Genomic DNA, 19811 nt, shown 5'->3' on the forward strand with positions numbered 1-19811 from the left:
TGCTGAGCATTTTGATTTCATTGATCTAGATCAAAGACTGCCTTCAAAAATGGTGCGACGGGTGAGTCATGGAATCGCACGATCTCAAGCGGCGCTTTGCCGATTTTGTTCTGGGCAGTGCAACCGATCCGGTGACGCTAGACCAGTTCGCTGCAATTGCGCGTGTGGTGCGTGCGGATCGTACCGAACGTGTTCGGCTTGATGAGAGTGGACCGCAATTCGTCTTTATCGGAGAGGGCGCGACAAAACTTGTCGCGCACGCGTCGTCGGGGCGAGAGCAGATTGTCGCGTTCCACTTTCACGATGACCTCGTGTCGATTCCGCCGCGCGGGCCGCATTCCTATTATCTCTGCGCGCTCGAAAGTTGCACGATGTTGGTGTTCAACGCTGATAAGTTCATGGCGCTCGCCGTCACCGAGCCTGGCATTCTGAACGAGACCTGCCAACGTACATTGGCCGCGCTTTGGCGCTCACGGGAAAAGGCCATTCAGCTCGGTCGCAAGACGGCGCGCGAAAGGTTGGCTAATTTCCTGCTCCAGATGGCGGAGCGCAAAGTACCGCATCGAACCGGAAGCTGCGAAGTGCACCTGCCGATGTCGCGCCGCGACATTGCCGACAGTCTTGGTCTGACCATCGAAACGGTCAGCCGTCAGATCGGGGAACTCAAAACGGAGGGGCTGATCGGGACGGCAGGCCGCTCGACTGTGCATCTGCACGACCTCCAGTCCTTGCGGACGCGTGCGGACTTGCTGCCCGACCCGGGCTGATACCAAAACCAACATTTTTTCGAAATTTGATCTGGATCAATGAACGCGGTCGCGTCGCCAACTAACGACGCGACAGAATAACGGAGATTTTCATGCAGGCAGAAAATGCGCTGGGGCGAGTCGGATTGTGGTTCGGCGTGATGCTCTTGTCGATCGGTGCAATAGTCGCTGCAAAGGATAGCGGCTTCGCAGCGCACGCCACGATCATTGGCGTCGTTGCCTTCCTGCTGATGTGCTTTTCAGCCGCGCGGTTCGATCCGACGAGCAATGCGCGTAGCTTCTTCAAAATGCCCGAAGGACCGACGCGCTATGACGACGACCCGGTTCGCTGGGGCGTCATCGCGACGTTGTTCTGGGGAATTGCGGGCATGTTGGCGGGTGTTGTCATCGCGCTGCAAATGGCGTTCCCGCAGCTTAATATAGAACCCTATCTGAATTTTGGGCGCTTGCGACCGCTGCATACAAGTGCAGTGATCTTCGCGTTCGGCGGAAACGCACTGATTGCGACGAGCTATTACATTGTACAGCGTACTTGCCGCACACAGCTCGCCTTTCCGAGCCTCGCACGGTTTGTATTCTGGGGCTACCAACTGTTCATCGTCCTGGCTGCGACGGGCTACCTGCTCGGTATCACCCAGTCCAAAGAATACGCCGAGCCTGAATGGTATGTCGATCTATGGCTGACGGTGGTCTGGTTGGCTTATCTCGCGGTGTTTATCGGCACCATCGTGCGCCGCCGTGAACCGCATATTTATGTCGCCAACTGGTTCTTCCTTGCCTTCATCATCACCGTAGCGATGCTGCATGTGGTGAACAATTTGGCAATGCCAGTCAGCCTGTTGGGTGCGAAGAGCTATAGCGCGTTCGCCGGGGTGCAGGATGCGCTGACCCAATGGTGGTACGGCCATAATGCGGTCGGTTTCTTCCTGACCGCCGGTTTCCTTGCGATGATGTATTACTTCGTGCCGAAGCAGGCAGAGCGTCCGGTCTATTCCTACCGCCTGTCGATCATTCACTTCTGGTCGCTGATCTTCCTCTACATTTGGGCTGGCCCGCACCACCTGCACTATACCGCGCTGCCCGATTGGGCGCAGACGCTGGGCATGGTGTTCTCAATCATGCTGTGGATGCCCAGTTGGGGCGGCATGATCAACGGTCTGATGACGCTCAACGGCGCGTGGGACAAGATCCGCACCGATCCAATCATCCGGATGATGGTGATGGCGCTGGCCTTCTACGGCATGAGCACGTTCGAAGGTCCGATGATGAGTATCAAGGCGGTCAACAGCCTGTCACACTACACAGACTGGACAATTGGCCACGTTCACTCGGGTGCGCTTGGCTGGAACGGCCTGATCACCTTCGCTTGCATGTACTACCTCGTCCCACGCCTGTGGAAACGCGAGCGGATGTACAGCTTGCGGATGATCAACTGGCACTTCTGGCTCGCGACGATCGGCATTGTTTTCTACGCCGCAAGCATGTGGGTCGCCGGCATCATGCAGGGCCTGATGTGGCGCGAATACGGCACCGATGGTTACCTTCTGTGGTCCTTCGCCGACACGGTTTCCGCGATGTTCCCGATGTATGTCATGCGCGCCGTAGGCGGTCTGATGTACCTCTCTGGCGCGCTGATCATGACTTACAACGTCTGGATGACTCTGGCGGGCAAATTGCGTGAAGAGAAATCAATGACCGAAACGCCATACGATGCGGATGCCGACCGTCCCATCCCTGCAACCGTTCCTGCCGAATAGGACTGCCGACTATGACCGATCCCGTCGTCAAGGAAACCGCCGCTCTTGAGAAGCCCAAGGGGCACAAACGGCTCGAACGTAACGTCACGCTGTTGTCTGCTGTAACGCTCGTCGCTGTCGCTATTGGCGGCATCGTCGAGATCGCCCCGCTATTCTGGATCGACAATACAATCGAGAAAGTGGAAGGTATGCGGCCCTACACGCCGCTCGAACTGGCGGGGCGCGACATCTATATTCGTGAGGGTTGCTACACCTGCCACAGCCAGATGATCCGTCCGTTCCGCGATGAGGTGGAGCGCTATGGCCATTACAGCCTGGCCGCTGAATCGATGTATGACCATCCCTTCCAATGGGGTTCGAAGCGGACCGGGCCGGACCTGGCCCGTGTCGGTGGCCGCTACTCAGACGAATGGCATGTCCAACACTTGAAAGACCCGCAAAGCGTGGTGCCTGAAAGCATCATGCCGACCTATTCTTTCCTCTCCGAAACCCCGCTTGAGATCGCCGACCCAGCGGCGAATTTGAAGGCGCTCCAACGCCTCGGTGTGCCCTATACTGAAGAACATATCGCCAATGCCGAAAGCGATTTGAAGCTGCAGGCGGCAGAATTCGGCAGCGCGGCTGAGTTGGAGGCGCGTTATCCCAAATCGCAAATGCGCGACTATGATGGCGATCCCTCGCGGCTGACCGAAATGGACGCTCTCGTCGCGTACCTCCAGATGCTCGGCACTCTGGTCGACGTGAACAGCGCAGCCGCGCAGGAAGAACTGGCCGAAGAGAAGGGGCGCTGACCGTGTACGAAACACTCCGCCACTTCGCCGACAGTTACGGTCTGGCCGTAATGGTCGTGCTCTATCTCGCACTAGCTGCGTGGCCATTTCGCCCGGGTGCTCGCGAGCACAACCAGTCCGCCGCCAACTCGATTTTCAAGGACGACAATGATGGCGAATGAAGGATCCGACACGAAGACACCCGCCACCAAGCGGATCGACGAGCCGACCGGCACCGAGTTCGTGGGGCACGAATGGGACGGGATCGAGGAACTCGATACGCCGATGCCGCGCTGGTGGTTGTGGACCTTCTACCTCACGGTCATTTGGTCAGTCGTATATATGGTCCTTTACCCAGCATGGCCATTGATCGAGAAGGGCACTGAGGGCGTCCTTGGCTGGACCAGCCGCGGGCAGCTCTCCGAGGAAATGAGCCTCGCGGATCAGGCACGAGCAACTGTGCGCGAGCGAATTGCGGGCACGCCGATTGAACGTATCCCGGAAGATGCCGAGCTGTTGCAGAAAGCCGTCGCTGGCGGTGCCGCAGCCTTCAAGGTCAATTGCGTCCAGTGTCACGGCTCAGGCGCGGCGGGCAGTCAAACGCTCGGCTATCCCAACCTCAACGACGATGACTGGCTATGGGGCGGCGACATCAAGGCCATCGAATACACGCTGATCCACGGCATCCGTCAACCGGGTGATGATGCAACGCGGATGAGCGCGATGCCGCCCTATGAGGGCGTTTTCGATGATGCGCAGGCGGATGCAATTGTCGATCACGTTCTGTCGCTGAGCCGAAAGGCGCGGCCCAATGCGGTCGGTGCTGGACTGTATCAAACCAATTGCGCGTCATGCCACGGTGTCGATGGCACCGGAGATCGCGCGCAGGGCGCTCCAAACCTCGCCGATGCAATCTGGCTTTATGGTGACAGCAGGGGACAGGTTCGCCAGCAGATATTGCGTCCGCGCATAGGCATGATGCCCAAATGGGAAGGCCGGCTCGACTCGGTCACCATCAAGATGCTCGCGGCTTATGTTCACTCGCTCGGGGGAGGCGAAGACTTCGTGGAGGCCGCAAATTCGGCGGTCGAAGTCGATGAACAGCCCTAACAATCGGCCTGACGACTGGAGCGCCTTTACCAAGGTGAAGACCGAGCGGGCGGATCCGCTCTACGAGTCGGCCAAGACCGTTCACAACAAACGGATCGATGGGCCTTTCCGGCGTTTCAAATGGCTGGTCATGCTGGTCACGCTTGGCATCTACTACGGAACGCCGTGGATCCGCTGGGATCGCGGACCCTATGCACCAGATCAGGCGGTTCTAATCGATCTCGCCAATCGCCGCTTCTACATGTTCAATATTGAGATATGGCCGCACGAATTCTATTTCGTAGCTGGCCTGCTGATCATGGCCGGAATCGGATTGTTTCTGGTTACCAGTGCGGTTGGCCGCGCATGGTGCGGCTATGCCTGCCCGCAAACCGTCTGGACCGATCTGTTCCAGCACGTCGACCGCTTCGTCGATGGTGACCGCAACGCGCGTGTCAGGATGGAGGCCGCGCCATGGACCATCGCCAAGCTGTCGCGCCGTGTCTTCAAATATATGATCTATCTTGTCATCGGTTTTTGGACCGGTGGCGCATGGATAATGTATTTCGCTGACGCGCCAACACTGACAGTGGATTTCTGGACCGGGCAGGCGGCGATGGCTGCCTATATTACCGTTGCAATATTGACCCTCACCACAGTCGTATTGGGCGGCTTTATGCGCGAGCAAGTATGCGTTTATATGTGCCCGTGGCCACGCATCCAGACAGCGATGATGGACGAGAAGTCGCTGCTGGTGACGTATAAGGACTGGCGCGGCGAACCGCGCGGCAGCGTCAAGAAAGCACAAAAGAACCCCGGCGAATTCGGCGACTGTATCGACTGCATGCAATGCGTGCAGGTGTGCCCGACCGGAATCGATATCCGCGAAGGCCCGCAAATTGGCTGCATCACTTGTGCCCTGTGTATCGATGCCTGCGACAAGGTGATGGCCGATATCGGTCGGCCGCGCGGTTTGATCGATTACGCTACGCTCGAGGACTGTGAGGCCGAGCAGGCAGGCCAGCCTGCAAGACCCGCATGGAAGGCGCTAATGCGGCCGCGTACTTTTGCCTACACTCTGATCTGGGGCGCGATAGGGCTTGGCCTGCTATTCGCGCTGGGGGTGCGAAGTCATGCCGATATTTCAGTTGCTGCGGACCGCAATCCGCCCTTCATGCTGATGAGCGATGGGTCAGTGCGCAATTCCTACACTATCAAGCTGCGCAATATGGAAAGCCAGCCGCGCCGGATGGAAGTCGCGCTGAGCGGTCTTCCGGGCGGGCGGATGTGGACCGAAACTATCTCAAACGATGATGCTGCGCCGAGCCAGACCTTCGAAGTGCCCGCCGACCAGACATTGAGCACACGTGTCTATGTGATGGCACCTGCAGGTACCGAAGCGCAGGAATTCACGCTCGATCTCACAACACTCGACGAACAGCGTGAGTCCGACAGCGCTGCGACGAAGTTTGATGCGCCGGGAGACAATTGATGACACGCAAATTTACCGGACGGCACTTCGCGATCATAATGGTGGTCGGTTTCGGTATTGTCGTGGCGGTGAATCTGTTCATGGCAACTTTGGCCACGCGCGGTTTTGGCGGGGTAGTGGTCGAAAACTCTTATGTCGCGAGCCAGAAATTCAATGGCTGGCTCAAAGCGGCGCGCGAGCAGGAGAAGCTGGGTTGGACTATCGAGCCTTCGCGCGATGCGGAAGGCAGACTGGCGGTGCGGACTCAGGCGGTGCCGGCAACTGCCAGAGTGCGAGTGGATATAAGGCGTCCATTGGGGCAGCCTGAGCAGGCTGCTTTCGAACTCGTCCGTGAGAGCGATGGAATGTGGCGTTCGCCGGAACCTCTCGCGGAAGGACGTTGGCTTACCCGCCTTTATGTCGAAGCAGGCGACGATCGCTGGGCGAACGAGGTGATGATCCCGTGAATGCCTCGGTCGCCATAGACCAGGGCGCGGACAACACTGCCGTCGATACGCGTTTTACCGTGCCGGGCATGCGCTGTGCCGGGTGTATCGCGAAGATCGAACGCGGCCTTGCTGAGGTGGACGGCGTTGAAGCAGCGCGGGTGAACTTCTCCGCCAAGCGTGTAGCCGTGCGCCACGATTCCGCGCTTGATGACGAGCGACTGGTCGATGCCTTGCGAAAACTCGGTTTCGAAGCGCAGCCCGTACTCGCTAACCCGCTGGCGCAAGACGACAAGGAGACGCGGCAATTACTCCGCGCTTTGGCCGTGGCCGGTTTCGGCATGATGAACATCATGCTGCTCTCGGTCAGTGTTTGGTCCGGCGCGGGCGGTGTCACACGCGATCTGTTTCATTGGCTGTCGGCGCTAATTGCATTGCCTGTGGTCGCCTATTCGGGGCGTCCCTTCTTTTCCTCCGCGCTGATGGCGCTGCGCTATCGCCGAACCAATATGGACGTGCCGATTTCGATTGGCGTATTGCTGGCGACAGCGCTCAGCGTCTATGAAACCTTCAGCGGCGGCGGGCATGCCTATTTCGACGGCGCGGTGATGTTGTTGTTCTTCTTGCTCGCCGGACGCGCGCTCGATGCCACGATGCGGGGCCGTACGCGCGACGGCATTGGCGCATTGCTCGGCCGGATGGGCCGCAGCGCCAGCATTCTCCAACCCGGCGGATCAACCCGCAGGGTCGAGGTTGAGAATATCCGCCCCGGCATGATGATGATTGTCGCCGCCGGCGAAGCGCTGGCGGCCGATGGTGTGGTTGAACAGGGTACAGGCTCAATCGACAACTCGATGCTGACGGGCGAGAGCGTGCCTGACCCTGTGACGGTGGGCAGCGTTGTCCATGCCGGGGCGATGAACCTGTTCGATCCGATCCATGTGCGCGTCACCGCCGTGCAAGACGATACCGCTATTGCCGAAATTGCGCGGTTGATGGACGAGGCGGGACAGTCGCGTAGCCGCTATGTCCGCATCGCCGACCGCGCTTCGCGGCTCTATGCGCCAGCGGTGCACACATTGGCCGCGCTCGCTTTTATCGGCTGGATGATTGCCGGGGCTGGGTGGCATCAGTCACTGGTGATTGCGATTGCGGTGCTGATTATTACCTGCCCCTGCGCGATGGGCCTTGCTGTTCCCGCTGCACAGGTCGTGGCGAGCAACACGCTGATAAAGCACGGCCTACTCGTGAAAGATGGTAGCGCACTTGAGCGCCTCGCCGAGGTGGATGTTGCGATTTTCGACAAGACCGGAACGCTGACTTTGGGGGAACCGCGTGTCGATATTGCTCAACTCAGCGAAGCGCGTCGCTCAATCGCGCTGGCTCTGGCGCAAACCAGCCGCCATCCGCTGAGCCGAGGAATTGCCAAGTCGCTGATTGCTGCGGGTGTCACGCCCGCAGTGCTTGATGACGTTCATGAAATGCCCGGTTTGGGCATCGCTGGCGAATGTGCGGGAACCCCGGTGTTTCTCGGACGTCCGGCCAATGCGGGGGAGGGCATGGAAGTCGAGCTGCGCATTGGCGAGACAGGCAAACGGATAGCGCTCAGCGACCCGCTACGCGCTGATGCCAGCGAAGCAATTGCCCAACTCCACCAATACGATATCGACTCAATGATCCTGTCGGGTGACAATTCGCAGTCCGTCGCACAGGTCGCAGATGAACTCGGTCTTTATGCGAAGAGTTCGGTTGGGCCGCAGGACAAGCTCGCCGAAATAGAGCGAATGAAAAGCGAAGGGCGTATGCCAATGATGGTCGGCGATGGCCTCAATGACGGTCCAGCGCTCGCCGCCGCGCATGCATCTATTGCACCGGGCACGGCCAGCGATGCTAGCCAACAAGCAGCGGATGCGGTGTTCGTCGGTGAACGTTTGATGCCCGTTGCACTGGCCATCCGCGTGGCGCGCGCTACGATGCGGATCGTGCGTCAAAACTTCGCCTTTGCCATCGGTTACAATTTGCTTGCCGTTCCGCTCGCACTGGCAGGATTGGTGACTCCGTTGATAGCAGCCGTTGCGATGTCGGTTAGCTCGCTTGTTGTCGTGGCCAACTCGCTACGTCTTTCGAGGTCGGCCCAATGAACGGGCTTCTTCTCCTGATCCCGGTCGCACTAGGCCTCGGCATTTTCGGCCTTGCGATGTTCTTCTGGGCAATGCGCGATGGTCAATTCGAAGACCTTGACGGCGCTGCAAATCGGATCCTGATAGATGATGAGGAAGAATGATCTTGTTCCCGACTGACCTAGGCTTGTGTTTCCTAATAGCGACTTCAAGCCGAGATAAGTTGACGGTATTCGGATAATCCGGCGCTGCGCCCACAAAATTCTGAAGCCCATACCAACTCGTGAGCTGGCAAATGACTACTGCGAGATCAAGAGACGGAGAAACAGACAGTCAGCTAACGGCCCATCTACCGCCATTTTCGGCGGTCTGCACCTTAGCCTTTGATATCTTACTCCTCACTTTGGAATCCAACCAGAGCTATCACTGTAAATGATCCTTCCTAGCAAAAACCAAGGAAGAAAATCATGACAACTCTGACTTTTGACGGAACAGAGAAATGCTTGAAAGACTGGCTTGAAGATGAAGGTATTTTTGGAATCTGGTCAGACCAGCCCAATGGGGTCAAGATGCTCAGATGTGGGAAACAGGTGCAAATACATTGGTCGAGCACAAAAGGTTCGCTTTGGGTATCGGGCAAAGCGGATGCGAAACGTAAGATGGAAAAGCGCTTAGAGTCCGCACTAGCTGAAGTGGATGTCGATTATGCAGATTTCGATCTGGTCGAGTGAAGTGAATTGAACGGGTCACTAAACCGGAGCGAGCCAGCATATACCTTGCTGGCTCGCATTTCACCTCACAATCGACTTCGCTGTCTCAATCCACGGCCCAACGGAATGCCCAACTGATGGGTAAATCAGGTCAAACGCTGGGAAAAGGCAGACGTTTTGCCGTTTCGGAGTTTTTCTGGCGCGCCAAGTGACTTTACCGGGGCCACCAGACCCTAGAGCTAAACGCCGAAAAAGCGACTCTAAATGGCTGTAATATATAGATATATTGACATGCTTTGCGTATGGTGCTAGTTATCAAATCAGCGCCGATTGGGCGCGAAATCCCCAAAATCACAGGAAAAGGCAATGACAAGGCAACCAGCAAGGATGCTGGAGCCGGTCGATTTGCGCCGTTTGCAGGCGCATGTCGGCTCGCTCAGGCATGGGACACGCAATCGTGTCATGATAGAGGCAAGCTTCAAGGCGGGTTTAAGGGCGTGTGAGATCGCCGGGCTAACCTGGCCGATGGTGCTTACCTCAAGCGGCAAGATAAGCGATCACCTGACGATAACGAAATCCATTGCAAAATATGGCAGTGGAAGGTGCATCCCGATGCATACGGACCTGAAAAAGTCGCTCAGAAGCCATCATCGGTACTCTGATCGACAGATCGATGGTCCGATCATCGTATCGGAGCGGGGAGGCCATATGAGGGGCCAGAGCATCGTAAACTGGTTCAGTGAGGTTTATGCAGAACTCGGTATCATCGGTGCGTCATCGCATTCAGGGCGCAGAACCTTCATCACCCGCTCAGCAAGAGCAATCAGCAAGGCGGGCGGCTCATTGCGCGATGTACAGGAGCTAGCGGGTCACCGCGCTCTTACGACTACAGAACGCTACATTATGGGCGATAGGGACGCTCAGCGTAAATTGATCAGCATGCTTTGATCACTCCCTCACCGCACTTTCCAACAATCTAACCAACAGGAGACGAGGCTATGGCTAGCCGCGAACAGGACAGTTGTGTCCAAAATCCAGACCAAATCCGTATCGAAGAAATCAGAACGCTCAATGACACATTCCGCAAGAGGCCGGCGGATGGCCAGCTGATGCTGACCGAAGGCATCATCGCGCTTGGAGGTCGAGCGATGATGGAAGTGCTCCTACTGGTGTCGGAATTCGATAAATTTGACCCGTCGAACGATCCATATGGGGAGCATGACTTTGGAGCGATTACCTATCGCGGCCACAAGCTATTCTGGAAGATCGACTACTATGATCGATCCCTGAAATACGGGTCAGAGAACCCGGCCGACCCCTCCGTCACAACAAGGGTGCTGACCGTCATGCTAGCGCGAGAATACTGATGGCGCGCGAACCGCTTGAGATTGGCACTCTGTCATTTGCCAAGAACGGCCTTCGCATGGAGCTATCGGCAGAACGGCGGGTCGAAATCATTCTTGGCTGTATCCAGCTTTATCGTCCCAGGCTGCTCGTAACTGCAGGTTATGCGCTTGATACCATCCGCCAACTCACGGACTTAGCGCGTAGCCTCACAACCCTCGGTCAAAGTTTGGCGGTGGTGGCGGAGGTGCATCATGAAAGCGCCGTGCCGCTAGGTGATCCGACGAAGCACGCGTTGTGGATGATCACCGCGCCGAGCGGAGATATGCATCGGTTCGGTTCGCAGGCCTTTGGCATGGCTCACGAAGTGCCTACAAAAGACTGCGAGGCAGCTGCCAAACTTCGGTTGCAGCTTCCGGCCCGAATCGCGGGCTTCGGCGATTTTACGCTGCTCGGTTTGATCTGCGGGGAGATTAACATTCTTCAGGGACGGCGCAACCCGAAGTTTATGTGCCCTAGTGCCAAGGCCGCGATTATGGCGGCAGACATCGTGCTGAATCCCACGCATGACAGGATGGGTAACGGTGGCACATTGCGGGCTAAGCGAGCGGTTCTTTCGGCCAAGCGTCGAGATAGAAATCGCGCTTACATATCTTGCTCGAATTGGGATGTAAGTGGGGGAAAGCGCGGCCGTCAGAAGCCTTCGAGAACTTTGCATACGCTTTACCGGTCTGGCGAACCTTTGGAGTTCAAGGAGCGGGCAGATGGTTCAGATGGCTTCGTCTATCGGCGTTGGACGCTCGACCTCTAGTTACTTTCTGGCGACAATTTTGCGAGCGAAGCGCCAATAGAATTGGCTGCGTTCAGAGCGGGTTCGTGGTCAATATGCGCATATCGTAAGGTTGTTTGCGCTTGACTGTGTCCGAGCAACTTTCCGATCATTATGAGAGATGCCCCCTGCCTGGCAGCAATGCTCGCCGCAGTGTGCCGTAAATCGTGAATCCGGACATTCGTAAGCCCCATCTGCTCACAGACCTTTTGCCATGGTTTCCTTAGATTGATCATTCTTCCTGTCTTTCCATTGCCGGGAAAAAGGACCGCTGAATCGCCAACCGATTTGAGTTGCTGATTAATCGTATCAACCGCTTGTTGGCTAAGGTAGATTTTCTTCGGACCGGTTTTGCTTTCGGGCAACTCGATTACACGGTTTCGTAGATCAATCCATTCAGTGCGAGTTCCCAACATCTCATTCAATCTCGCGCCTGTTAGCAAGAGCAGCCGTATTGCATTTGCTGCGGATTCCGAGATCTCTTTTGCGCGCGTCATCTTGTTCAAAGTCACGGCCAATCGCGTCAACTCCTCAGATGACAGATATCGTTCCCTTGCCTTTTCAACGAACCTTTCCACCCCTTTGCAAGGGTTGCTTCCTTCTTGGCGGATACCCCATTTTTCTGCGAGCCCGAATAGGCGAGACATAAGAGCTAATGCACGATTTGCTTGATAAGGCGTGGCGCCATAACCTTTATGCCAAATCTCGATGTCGTTCCGGCACAACGTGTCAGCTCTATGGTGGGCGAATTTTGGCTCGATGAGCAAGCGCCACAGATTGGTATAATCGCGTTTTGTTTGAACCTTCCTTTGAATCAGTATTTCGGCCTGAAACCTGTCCCAAAGTGCAGCGATTGTCGGAGCGTTCCTTTGAACATCTCGCACTGATTGTAAATCTTGGCCGCTCGCGACCGAAGCCAGCGCCTGTACCGCCAACTTCCGGGCTTGATCAGGTGTAATATGACCATGTGTCCCGAGCATATACCAACGCTGTCGTGCTGATCTTCCCCCACCATCAGATCGGTACTTAATAAGATAACGCTTCTTGCCGCTTGGCAAACACTTTACGCCAAAGCCCGGCAACTGGTCGTCCCACAAGAAGACCGGCTTCTGCGAAACGGGCGAAAGCTGATCAACAGCCCTTTTGGTGATTCTCACTTGATTGAACTCCACAACGAATATCTGGCAACCACCTAGCAACCACGGAAAATGGGTACTTGGGGTAGCTCATAGTATCTGATGCAGCATGCGAAAACCTATTAAGTCAAATTAAATCAGATGTTTATAGGGAGGTATAGCAACGGGTAGCAGTCGATAGGAAATGGTCAAAAACTGACTTTTAATCAGTAGGTCGCTGGTTCGAACCCAGCAGGGCTCACCACCCAGTCTTAGAATTGCGACGGAAAAGACGTGTCCGCGGACTGTGCGAATTTTCGCCCGTCTTTCCGTGGCTTTGCCGCGCGCATCTCTGGCACTCAGTCTCTCCACGATCTCTGCTCTTGTATATCGACGAGATTTGCGCCGAACAGTCTCTGCGGTCCCAAAAGTGTCCTACGATTGGATTGTGATGCGGAGTTAGTTGGCCAGCAGCATCCCGCGTTGCGCTGCCCAATCCAGCGGAAGTGAGGCTGCTCGGACCAGTTTTCTGGCCGAGAGGTGAGCCGGCTGCGAGCCATCGAGGATGGCGATTACAATGTCCGGCGCGAGGTAACTTAATTTCGCCGTGCGCTCGAGGTGCCTGCGCTGGCGGATTGGCATTGCCGCGACGTCGGTGTCGTCCATTGCCAGCAAGGTGTCGCGAGCCTCGAACGCTCTTCCGAGCAAATCGACCAGCGCCTGGTTTGGGGCGGCGTTGCTTCGAGCCGGAGGATTGAGGCGAAGACGCTTCTCATGACCATGCGATCTTGTCGTGGTTGGCACGTCGATCTCGACCGTGTTCGAGCCCGCCTTTCCCTCGATTTTGGTTCCGGTAAGGCAGGCGAGATTGAGAATAGCATTTATTGAACGCTCGCCGACAGTGACCCGTAGATCGAGTTCGGCCAACTTGTTTTTGAGCGCAGTTCCTTCTGTCGAGCGAAGCTTGCTTGCAAGCCTGCCGGCTGCCGCAACTGCATTCAGCAAACCCGCATCCGGCAGCTCTCCAAACGATAGCCACAATCTATTCCGATCACTGAGGAAGCTCCCTATTGCCTTGACTACCGCCCCCTCGAGATCGGGTGCAGGAAAGCGAACAGCAGCATGCTTTGATCCGTCACGCGGAATGGAAGCGTAGTAGCGATAATGCTTGCCATGGTTCTGCGTATGGCACGGCGTCATCGGCCTGCCATGATCGTCATGGACACGCCCGACCAGGATGCTGGTGCGTGAGGCATTTGCCGTCCCACGTGCTCTTCCCTGGTTGAGTGCCAGCTTTGCCTGCACGCGGTCGAACAGCTCCTGGTCGACGATCGCATCGTGTTCTCCTTCGTATGCCTTGCCCTTGTGTGTAATCAGCCCGAGGTAGATGCGGTTCGACAGTAGGTGCGCGAGCGCACCGCGCCGAAACGGGGTTCCGCCCTTTACCGACCCGTCACGCATCTGCCTTCGCTTACTGACTACGCCGTCGCGTTCCAGCTCTTCGACAAGCGATGGCACGCCGTCGCTCTTGAGGTAGCGCTGCATGATGTCGCGGACGGTTGCGGCTTCCTCGGGGACCACCAGAAGCTTGCGGTCCCTCACCTCGTAGCCGAGTGGAACCGGCCCACCCATCCACATGCCGCGCTTCTTGGATGCAGCGATCTTGTCACGGATGCGTTCGGCAGCGACCTCGCGTTCGAACTGCGCAAACGAAAGCAGCACGTTTAGTGTCAGCCTGCCCATCGAGCTTGTCGTGTTAAACGACTGGGTCACACTCACAAACGAGCAATCCGCAGCATCGAAGGTCTCGACGATCTTGGCGAAGTCAGCGAGGCTGCGGGTCAGGCGGTCGATCTTGTAGACGACCACGACATCTACCCTGCCTGCTGCTACATCCCCGAGTAGTTGCTGCAAGGCAGGGCGATCCATGCTACCGCCCGAGTATCCGCCATCGTCGTAGTGATCAGCCAGTTGCACCCAGCCTTCGGACGATTGGCTCAATATATAGGCTGCGCATGCCTCGCGCTGGGCGTCGAGGCTGTTAAAGTCCTTCTCCAACCCTTCGTCGGTCGACTTTCGCGTATATATTGCGCAGCGAAGCTGCTTGATGCGCTCACCCATCGGTGGTCACTCCCAACGTTTCCAGGCGCGGGGAGGTGAGGCCGAAGAAGCGCGGGCCTGACCAGCGCGCTCCGGTGATCTTGCGAGCCACCGCGCTCAGTGAAGCGTAACGCTTGCCGCGATACTCCACGCCGTCATCAACTACGATCACCTGGTGAACTTCGCCATGCCATGTTCGCGACAGCCATGTGCCGGGTCGAACACTTCGCTTGGGTGAAGAAGTCCCAACGCTGCCCTCCATTGCGATCATTCTGATCCGTTTGACATTTGCGTTGGCAAGCCCGCCAAACGCCTTTTCCTGTTCGCGATACGCCAGCGCTCTTGCCAGGAGGCCCGAACCAAACGCAGGAGGTGGAGGCGACTTTGTCAGGCGCCTCCACTCAACCTTGCGTTCCCTGGCCGACATCGCTTCAATTGTTGCGATGCGGTCTGCGAGCATCACTTCGATTCACCCACGATTGAGTATCGCGACACTCCGTCGCTCTTTGTCCGGGTAATTTCCCGCCCCCTTTTCCGTAGTCCGCTCAACGCGGCGTGGGTGGTATGCGGCAGCCACGCAGTTGCTTGTACCATCTCCTCGAGGCTCGCGCCGTTCTTGCGGCGCATTAGCGCGATGACCTTGTTGATCTTGGAATCCGCCTTCTTTCTAGGCGCGCTTTCTTTCGTTGTCGTTTTCTTGGTCATGGGTGGTTCTCCGTATCACGGACGGCACCGTGCCGCCCCACCACCCAAGGCCCCGTTACGCGCTAGGCGTCGGGGTACAGCCGAGTTGCGGCTGCGATCCTCTGATCACACCAATGCTTGTCTTACAGACTAAGTCCAGTCGGAATGCAGGAAGTTATCGGTACTCTGTGAGAACGTGACCAGTTGCGCGATCTATGACCACTTTGCGCCCCAGTTTCGGACATCGTGACTCACAATTCTGGTATTCAAGAGCAGACGCCGCTGGCCCGGGTCTCGGTTCATGGACGAGAAAGTCTGAGGTCAAGAATATGGGGCCTGCCCCCCATGTTTCAGGTGTGTCAGCCCGTGCATAATTCAACCCATGGCATCGACGATGCACAAGAGGGAACAGAACTATGCTTCGAACGATCACATCTTTGCTGGCTGCAATGCTGTTGGCGCTTCCGGTCGTGGCTCAAGACAGCCAATACCTTCCGGACGTGCTTGAACTGGACGGCCAGACCACGCTTAATTTCCCAGCCGACGAAAGCCTTGATCTTTCAGGTGGCGCAACCATCGAGTTCTGGGTTCAGCCCGATTGGACGGATGCCCCACAGTTTGACCCGGTTATCCTGTCATATGCCGGAACCGAGGGAGCAAGCTATCTGGTAGCCATGTTGCGAGATCGAGACGGGATCGGCATCATGACCGGTGAAACATTCGAAGTGGCACCTTTCGATTTTTCCGACAGCAAGATGCACCACGTGGTGCTGATCGATTACGGAAATCAGATCGAGGTTCTCGTCGACAACGCACTGGTCGCGATACTGCCGGTGACAATTCAGTCGCTATCGGCCGACGGACTGTTCATCGGCTCATCCGATGGCGAGAATGACCCGTTTCTTGGCGCGCTGGCTGGGGTGCGCTTGTGGGGTTTGCCGGTTGCGCAGGATGTGGTCGCCAATTGGCGGATGCGCGATGTGCTTTCCAATGAAGAGCAAGAGCACCCCGACCTGAGGTTTCTGGTCGGCCACAGCGCCTTTCAAAGCGAAGATTTCCTACTTGCGAATGCGGAACCGAATACTGAGAATGAAGGAAACTGACATGACTTATAGACCAAGTACCAAGACAGTTCTCACTACCCTTGTCGCGGCAATGGCCATGAGCACGGTCACGGTTGAAGCAGAAGCAAAGCCCAAGCCTAAGGCAACTGCGGCAAGCGCCTCGAAAGAAAGGCCAAAAACCACCGCAAGGGCACCGGGTCAGCGTGCTGGGAACACGCGCAGCACCGCAACCGGGAATGGCACAAGGCCCGACACCAATCGCAACCAGCCGGGCTACATAAATCCCCCAACGGCCAAGCCGCCGCGCAAGGTAACCTTCAAACCTGCTACCAGATCAGACCGCACAGCAGCGAGCATGCTGCGCAGGAAACCAAGCAACAATGTTGTAGCTCTGAGCAGCATGACCATCGACCGTCTTTCCCCACAAGCGAGCGCGGCGCTGGCTGCCAAACAAAGAACGCGCGGCAAGCCGGTGATCAGCAAAACCTCGACTACAGCGCTTAATGTGGCAGCCGCGAACAACTTCCCGTCGACGCCAGCGGCCCGGGGAGCTGTAAGATTGGGAGCTGCTCCGGTCGGTTCTGGACAGGCGAGCACACGCCAATGGTCACAACTGGCCGCCCAGACAGCGGCACGCCGCGGGCTGCCTCAGCAGAGACCGGGGTTATTCAAACGACTTGGTCGAAAGTTTAAGGCCCTCTTCACGAGCTCTTGATTGCGAAGAACAAACGCTTCGGGTTAGTCAAACGAGCAACGCATCGGCAAAAGAGGCCGACGCGCATCTAGCCCGCCGGCCTTTTTCCTGACCAAGTCTAATCGTCAGACAGCCAGATAAAGGCGACGGATCCCGTGTCTTCTTGCGAGCGGAATTCGAAGGAATGCCCCAGTTCCTGACAAATGCGCTCGACAATATGCAAACCGAGGCCCGAACCTTGAGAGTTCGTTCCCTTCGCTCCGCGCGCTTTGAGCCGCCTAAGCTTGTTGGCTGAGAGCCCCCTACCATTGTTCCACACCTCGATGCGCGTACCATCGTTGCGTTTTCGGGCTGCCAGCAGAATTTTGTCTCCTTCGCCGTGTGACAAAGCGTTATCGACCAGATTACTCAGCACACGCATCAGCGAGATGGGATGGCTGCGGATCTGGAGGCCGCTCCCGTGTACTGCGATAGAAACACCTTTGTCGTGCGCCTGGTCGGTATAGAGCTCCACAATGTTGTCCAGCAAAACTCCGACGGGAAACAGCTCAAACCCTTCATCATCCGGAAGCCGCACCGAATCCGCATCGTGCCCCTGCGCGCGCGCTATTCCCTCCAGATACCCCACAACACTGCCCAGCGACTTATCCTCTGCCCCCTCAAAGCGTGCCAACCGCGCCAATGCATCCTTGATAACCATCAAAGGCTGGCGAATGTCATGCGACATTTCCGAAAGCTGCCTTTGCCCCTGTTCTGCATGGGATTTCGCTTCTTCAAAATCGCGCTGGCTGGCAGCCAATCGCTCGTTGAGCTTCAGTTGTTCTTGCGAGGCCTCGAGTTCAGCCGCGAGAGCATCATCGCGTTGGCGGCGCAGTGACAAGAACCGAAGCAAGATCGCCAGCGCAAAGGCAAGGCACTCGCCGAGCAAGGCGATGTGCCCAAAATCAAGCGTCGCATCGAGATCAAGAGCGCCTGGGATCAGATGTGCCGCAGTAGCATAGACCAGCGAGGCAAATACCAACATCGCCCCAAGCAGGAATGGCAACGCACCAATCCGGCCATGACGCAGAGCAAATACACCAGCCAGGCAAACGAAAATATTTGCCAACGGAGGCAAGAAATAAGCTGGAACAAAAAATGCCTCGTAAGCGATGAAGGCAAATGCGAGCGGAACACACAATGCCGCAATCCCAAGGAGCGCGATCAAGGCACGATCGAAATTGGGCGAAATGGCATCAAACCGGAATAATTGCCGGCATAGGTTGAGCCCGAGGGCGGTCATACTTAGCATGGAAGCAAGATTCATCGGCTCGTTGAGCCAGGCTGCGTCGGGCCACACCGTCTGCATGGGGTAGCCATCGGCAACTATGACATAAAATGCGCCCGCTCCGATGTAGGCGGCAAAAGAGGTTGCGAGCCGCCATCCGATGACAGGCATCAAAAGAAGTGAATAGACGATCATTGCGACCAGCATTCCGTTAAGGAATAGATCGACACTTAGCTCAGCCTGATGATTGGCAGTCACCCCATCGACTGTACCCACAGCCAAAGGGAGAAATGTCGTCGTGCTGCTGCGAAAACCAATCAGGAATGTTTTGGTCTCGCCCGGTTCAAACGGTATATCGGCAAGCAGGAAGCGGCTCGGAATGTCTCGCTGTGCAAAGGGATCCTCCTGCTCGTGGTCGAGCAGCAAAAGCGGCTCCCCTCCTTCGACCAACTCGAACAACCGAAGTTCCGTAAAATACTGTCGCTTCATATCGATACGGAAAATGTTGGGTTTGCTTCTGGTGTTGGTAGCTTCCCATTTCAGCCAAATACGATCGTTGGTGAGGCCAAAGTCGACATGGCGCGACGACAGCGACTGAAAATCCGCTGGAGCGCTGGCGATATCGTGGACGCTCTTGGTAAGCTCCGGATCCCGGTAATACTGCAGACTGTCCCTGACAGTGGCATAGAGCAGCGGATCATCGCCCAGTATGACCGGGGATATTTGCCCAACCTGAGTTTCTGGTGGCATCGCCGGGCTTGCGGGTGACTGGGCAAAGGCCAGACCCGGCAAGAAGCCCATACAAAGCCACACGACCAAAAAGGTTGAACGGTAAAGCGTCGCGCGCGATTGTAATCGCTGATTATGCACTATTTGCATGTGCAGAACCTGCGCTGCAACGGGCAGCAAGTCGATGGGTGGTGCGCCCCATATTTCGGCAGCAGTCTAGAGTTGTTTTTGTGCATCCAGATATCCCTCGCGTAGCGCGAAGGCGAGCAGTTCCGCCAAGGAGCGCACACCGAGCTTGCCCATTAGGCTGGCGCGATGCTTTTCGACAGTTTTGATGCTTATCCCAAGCCTTTCGGCGATCTCGGCATTGCTCGCGCCGGTTGCGACCAAAGACAAGACCTCGCCCTCACGCGCGGACAATTTCTTAGTCTCCAAGCCTTCTTTGAGTATGCGCCGGACTTCATCGGCGGCATATTTATGTCCGGCCAGAACTGTTTCAAAACAACGCTGGATTTCCTCTGAATCGCAGCTTTTCAGCAAAATCCCGTGGACATTTTGCGCCATGTAGTCGGCGAGCAGGTTCTGCGACGTCAGGCCCGTCATCATGACAATTCTAGTCTCTGGGCACCACCGCTGCACTTCTGCAAGCACCTCAATGCCTTTCGCGAGCGGCATAGCTTCATCCAGGACCAACATATCAGGCTTGAATTTGCGAGCCTGCGTGATCGCATCGAGACCATCGACCGCTTCGGCCACCACTTTGGTCTTCGGTATGCGGGCCAATATCTCGATGCTGGCCTTTCGGATGAGCACATGATCGTCAGCCACAATGACTGTCTTCATCATGTCAGCGCA

20 protein-coding genes and 1 tRNA gene are annotated in these 19811 nt (G+C 56.6%); 15 read left to right on the forward strand and 6 right to left on the reverse strand.

Annotation, left to right across the window (positions count from 1 at the left end; all coding sequences use genetic code 11):
• Positions 1-68 precede the first annotated feature (68 nt).
• From GRI41_RS00325 to GRI41_RS00385, 13 genes are all read left to right on the forward strand, one after another.
• The gene (locus GRI41_RS00325; RefSeq protein WP_160602686.1) at positions 69-767 is read left to right on the forward strand and encodes a Crp/Fnr family transcriptional regulator; all 699 of its coding nucleotides are present in this window, start codon (positions 69-71) and stop codon (positions 765-767) included.
• 92 nt (positions 768-859) lie between these two features.
• On the forward strand, positions 860-2524 hold the full coding sequence (gene ccoN / locus GRI41_RS00330) for a cytochrome-c oxidase, cbb3-type subunit I (protein WP_160602687.1): 1665 nt from the start codon (positions 860-862) through the stop codon (positions 2522-2524).
• A gap of 11 nt (positions 2525-2535) precedes the next feature.
• Positions 2536-3315 (forward strand): cytochrome-c oxidase, cbb3-type subunit II, encoded by a 780-nt coding sequence (ccoO, locus tag GRI41_RS00335; protein ID WP_160602688.1) that lies wholly within the window; start codon positions 2536-2538, stop codon positions 3313-3315.
• Positions 3316-3317: 2 nt separating this feature from the next.
• Positions 3318-3476, forward strand: coding sequence for a cbb3-type cytochrome c oxidase subunit 3 (locus GRI41_RS00340; protein ID WP_407985504.1), 159 nt, complete (start codon positions 3318-3320; stop codon positions 3474-3476).
• Positions 3463-4404 (forward strand): cytochrome-c oxidase, cbb3-type subunit III, encoded by a 942-nt coding sequence (gene ccoP, locus GRI41_RS00345; RefSeq protein WP_235901009.1) that lies wholly within the window; start codon positions 3463-3465, stop codon positions 4402-4404. Before GRI41_RS00340 ends, ccoP begins: the two co-directional genes overlap by 14 nt.
• Positions 4391-5875: a cytochrome c oxidase accessory protein CcoG gene (gene ccoG, locus GRI41_RS00350; RefSeq protein WP_160602689.1), complete on the forward strand. Its 1485-nt coding sequence runs from the start codon at positions 4391-4393 to the stop codon at positions 5873-5875. Before ccoP ends, ccoG begins: the two co-directional genes overlap by 14 nt.
• Positions 5875-6321, forward strand: a complete 447-nt coding sequence (locus tag GRI41_RS00355) for a FixH family protein (protein ID WP_160602690.1) — start codon at positions 5875-5877, stop codon at positions 6319-6321. Before ccoG ends, GRI41_RS00355 begins: the two co-directional genes overlap by 1 nt.
• Positions 6318-8441 (forward strand): heavy metal translocating P-type ATPase, encoded by a 2124-nt coding sequence (locus tag GRI41_RS00360; RefSeq protein ID WP_160602691.1) that lies wholly within the window; start codon positions 6318-6320, stop codon positions 8439-8441. Before GRI41_RS00355 ends, GRI41_RS00360 begins: the two co-directional genes overlap by 4 nt.
• Positions 8438-8584: a cbb3-type cytochrome oxidase assembly protein CcoS gene (gene ccoS / locus GRI41_RS00365; RefSeq protein WP_160602692.1), complete on the forward strand. Its 147-nt coding sequence runs from the start codon at positions 8438-8440 to the stop codon at positions 8582-8584. Before GRI41_RS00360 ends, ccoS begins: the two co-directional genes overlap by 4 nt.
• 303 nt (positions 8585-8887) lie before the next feature.
• Entirely contained in the window at positions 8888-9151 is a 264-nt protein-coding gene (locus GRI41_RS00370) for an SH2 domain-containing protein (protein WP_160602693.1), read from the forward strand.
• Between the two features lie 345 nt (positions 9152-9496).
• The gene (locus GRI41_RS00375) at positions 9497-10078 is read left to right on the forward strand and encodes a tyrosine-type recombinase/integrase (protein ID WP_160602694.1); all 582 of its coding nucleotides are present in this window, start codon (positions 9497-9499) and stop codon (positions 10076-10078) included.
• Positions 10079-10128: 50 nt separating this feature from the next.
• Positions 10129-10497 (forward strand): DUF3768 domain-containing protein, encoded by a 369-nt coding sequence (locus GRI41_RS00380; protein WP_160602695.1) that lies wholly within the window; start codon positions 10129-10131, stop codon positions 10495-10497.
• Positions 10497-11285 (forward strand): hypothetical protein, encoded by a 789-nt coding sequence (locus tag GRI41_RS00385; protein ID WP_160602696.1) that lies wholly within the window; start codon positions 10497-10499, stop codon positions 11283-11285. Before GRI41_RS00380 ends, GRI41_RS00385 begins: the two co-directional genes overlap by 1 nt.
• On the opposite strand, the gene GRI41_RS00390 is transcribed toward GRI41_RS00385, so the two are convergent.
• Entirely contained in the window at positions 11282-12460 is a 1179-nt protein-coding gene (locus GRI41_RS00390; protein ID WP_160602697.1) for a tyrosine-type recombinase/integrase, read from the reverse strand. The two genes, GRI41_RS00385 and GRI41_RS00390, sit on opposite strands and share 4 nt — an antisense overlap.
• Positions 12461-12604: 144 nt before the next feature.
• Here GRI41_RS00390 and GRI41_RS00395 point away from each other — a divergent pair.
• A tRNA-Ser gene (locus GRI41_RS00395) sits at positions 12605-12683 on the forward strand.
• A gap of 194 nt (positions 12684-12877) precedes the next feature.
• On the opposite strand, the gene GRI41_RS00400 is transcribed toward GRI41_RS00395, so the two are convergent.
• The 3 genes from GRI41_RS00400 to GRI41_RS00410 are packed head-to-tail and all read right to left on the reverse strand — an operon-like array spanning position 12878 to position 15223.
• Entirely contained in the window at positions 12878-14539 is a 1662-nt protein-coding gene (locus tag GRI41_RS00400) for a recombinase family protein (protein ID WP_202388621.1), read from the reverse strand.
• Positions 14532-14978: a DUF2924 domain-containing protein gene (locus GRI41_RS00405; protein WP_160602698.1), complete on the reverse strand. Its 447-nt coding sequence runs from the start codon at positions 14976-14978 to the stop codon at positions 14532-14534. Before GRI41_RS00405 ends, GRI41_RS00400 begins: the two co-directional genes overlap by 8 nt.
• Positions 14978-15223 (reverse strand): DUF3489 domain-containing protein, encoded by a 246-nt coding sequence (locus GRI41_RS00410; RefSeq protein ID WP_160602699.1) that lies wholly within the window; start codon positions 15221-15223, stop codon positions 14978-14980. The genes GRI41_RS00405 and GRI41_RS00410 overlap by 1 nt, the downstream gene beginning before the upstream one ends.
• A gap of 395 nt (positions 15224-15618) precedes the next feature.
• On the opposite strand from GRI41_RS00410, the gene GRI41_RS00415 reads away from it, so the two are divergent.
• Positions 15619-16305, forward strand: coding sequence for a LamG domain-containing protein (locus GRI41_RS00415; protein ID WP_160602700.1), 687 nt, complete (start codon positions 15619-15621; stop codon positions 16303-16305).
• A 773-nt stretch (positions 16306-17078) separates the two neighbouring features.
• Here GRI41_RS00415 and GRI41_RS00420 read toward each other — a convergent pair.
• Together GRI41_RS00420 and GRI41_RS00425 are read right to left on the reverse strand one after the other, a co-directional pair.
• Positions 17079-19028 (reverse strand): sensor histidine kinase, encoded by a 1950-nt coding sequence (locus GRI41_RS00420; protein ID WP_160602701.1) that lies wholly within the window; start codon positions 19026-19028, stop codon positions 17079-17081.
• A gap of 144 nt (positions 19029-19172) precedes the next feature.
• Positions 19173-19802, reverse strand: a complete 630-nt coding sequence (locus GRI41_RS00425) for a response regulator (protein ID WP_160602702.1) — start codon at positions 19800-19802, stop codon at positions 19173-19175.
• Positions 19803-19811: the final 9 nt, after the last annotated feature.

The organism is Pontixanthobacter aquaemixtae, from assembly GCF_009827395.1.
Taxonomy (GTDB): domain Bacteria; phylum Pseudomonadota; class Alphaproteobacteria; order Sphingomonadales; family Sphingomonadaceae; genus Pontixanthobacter; species Pontixanthobacter aquaemixtae.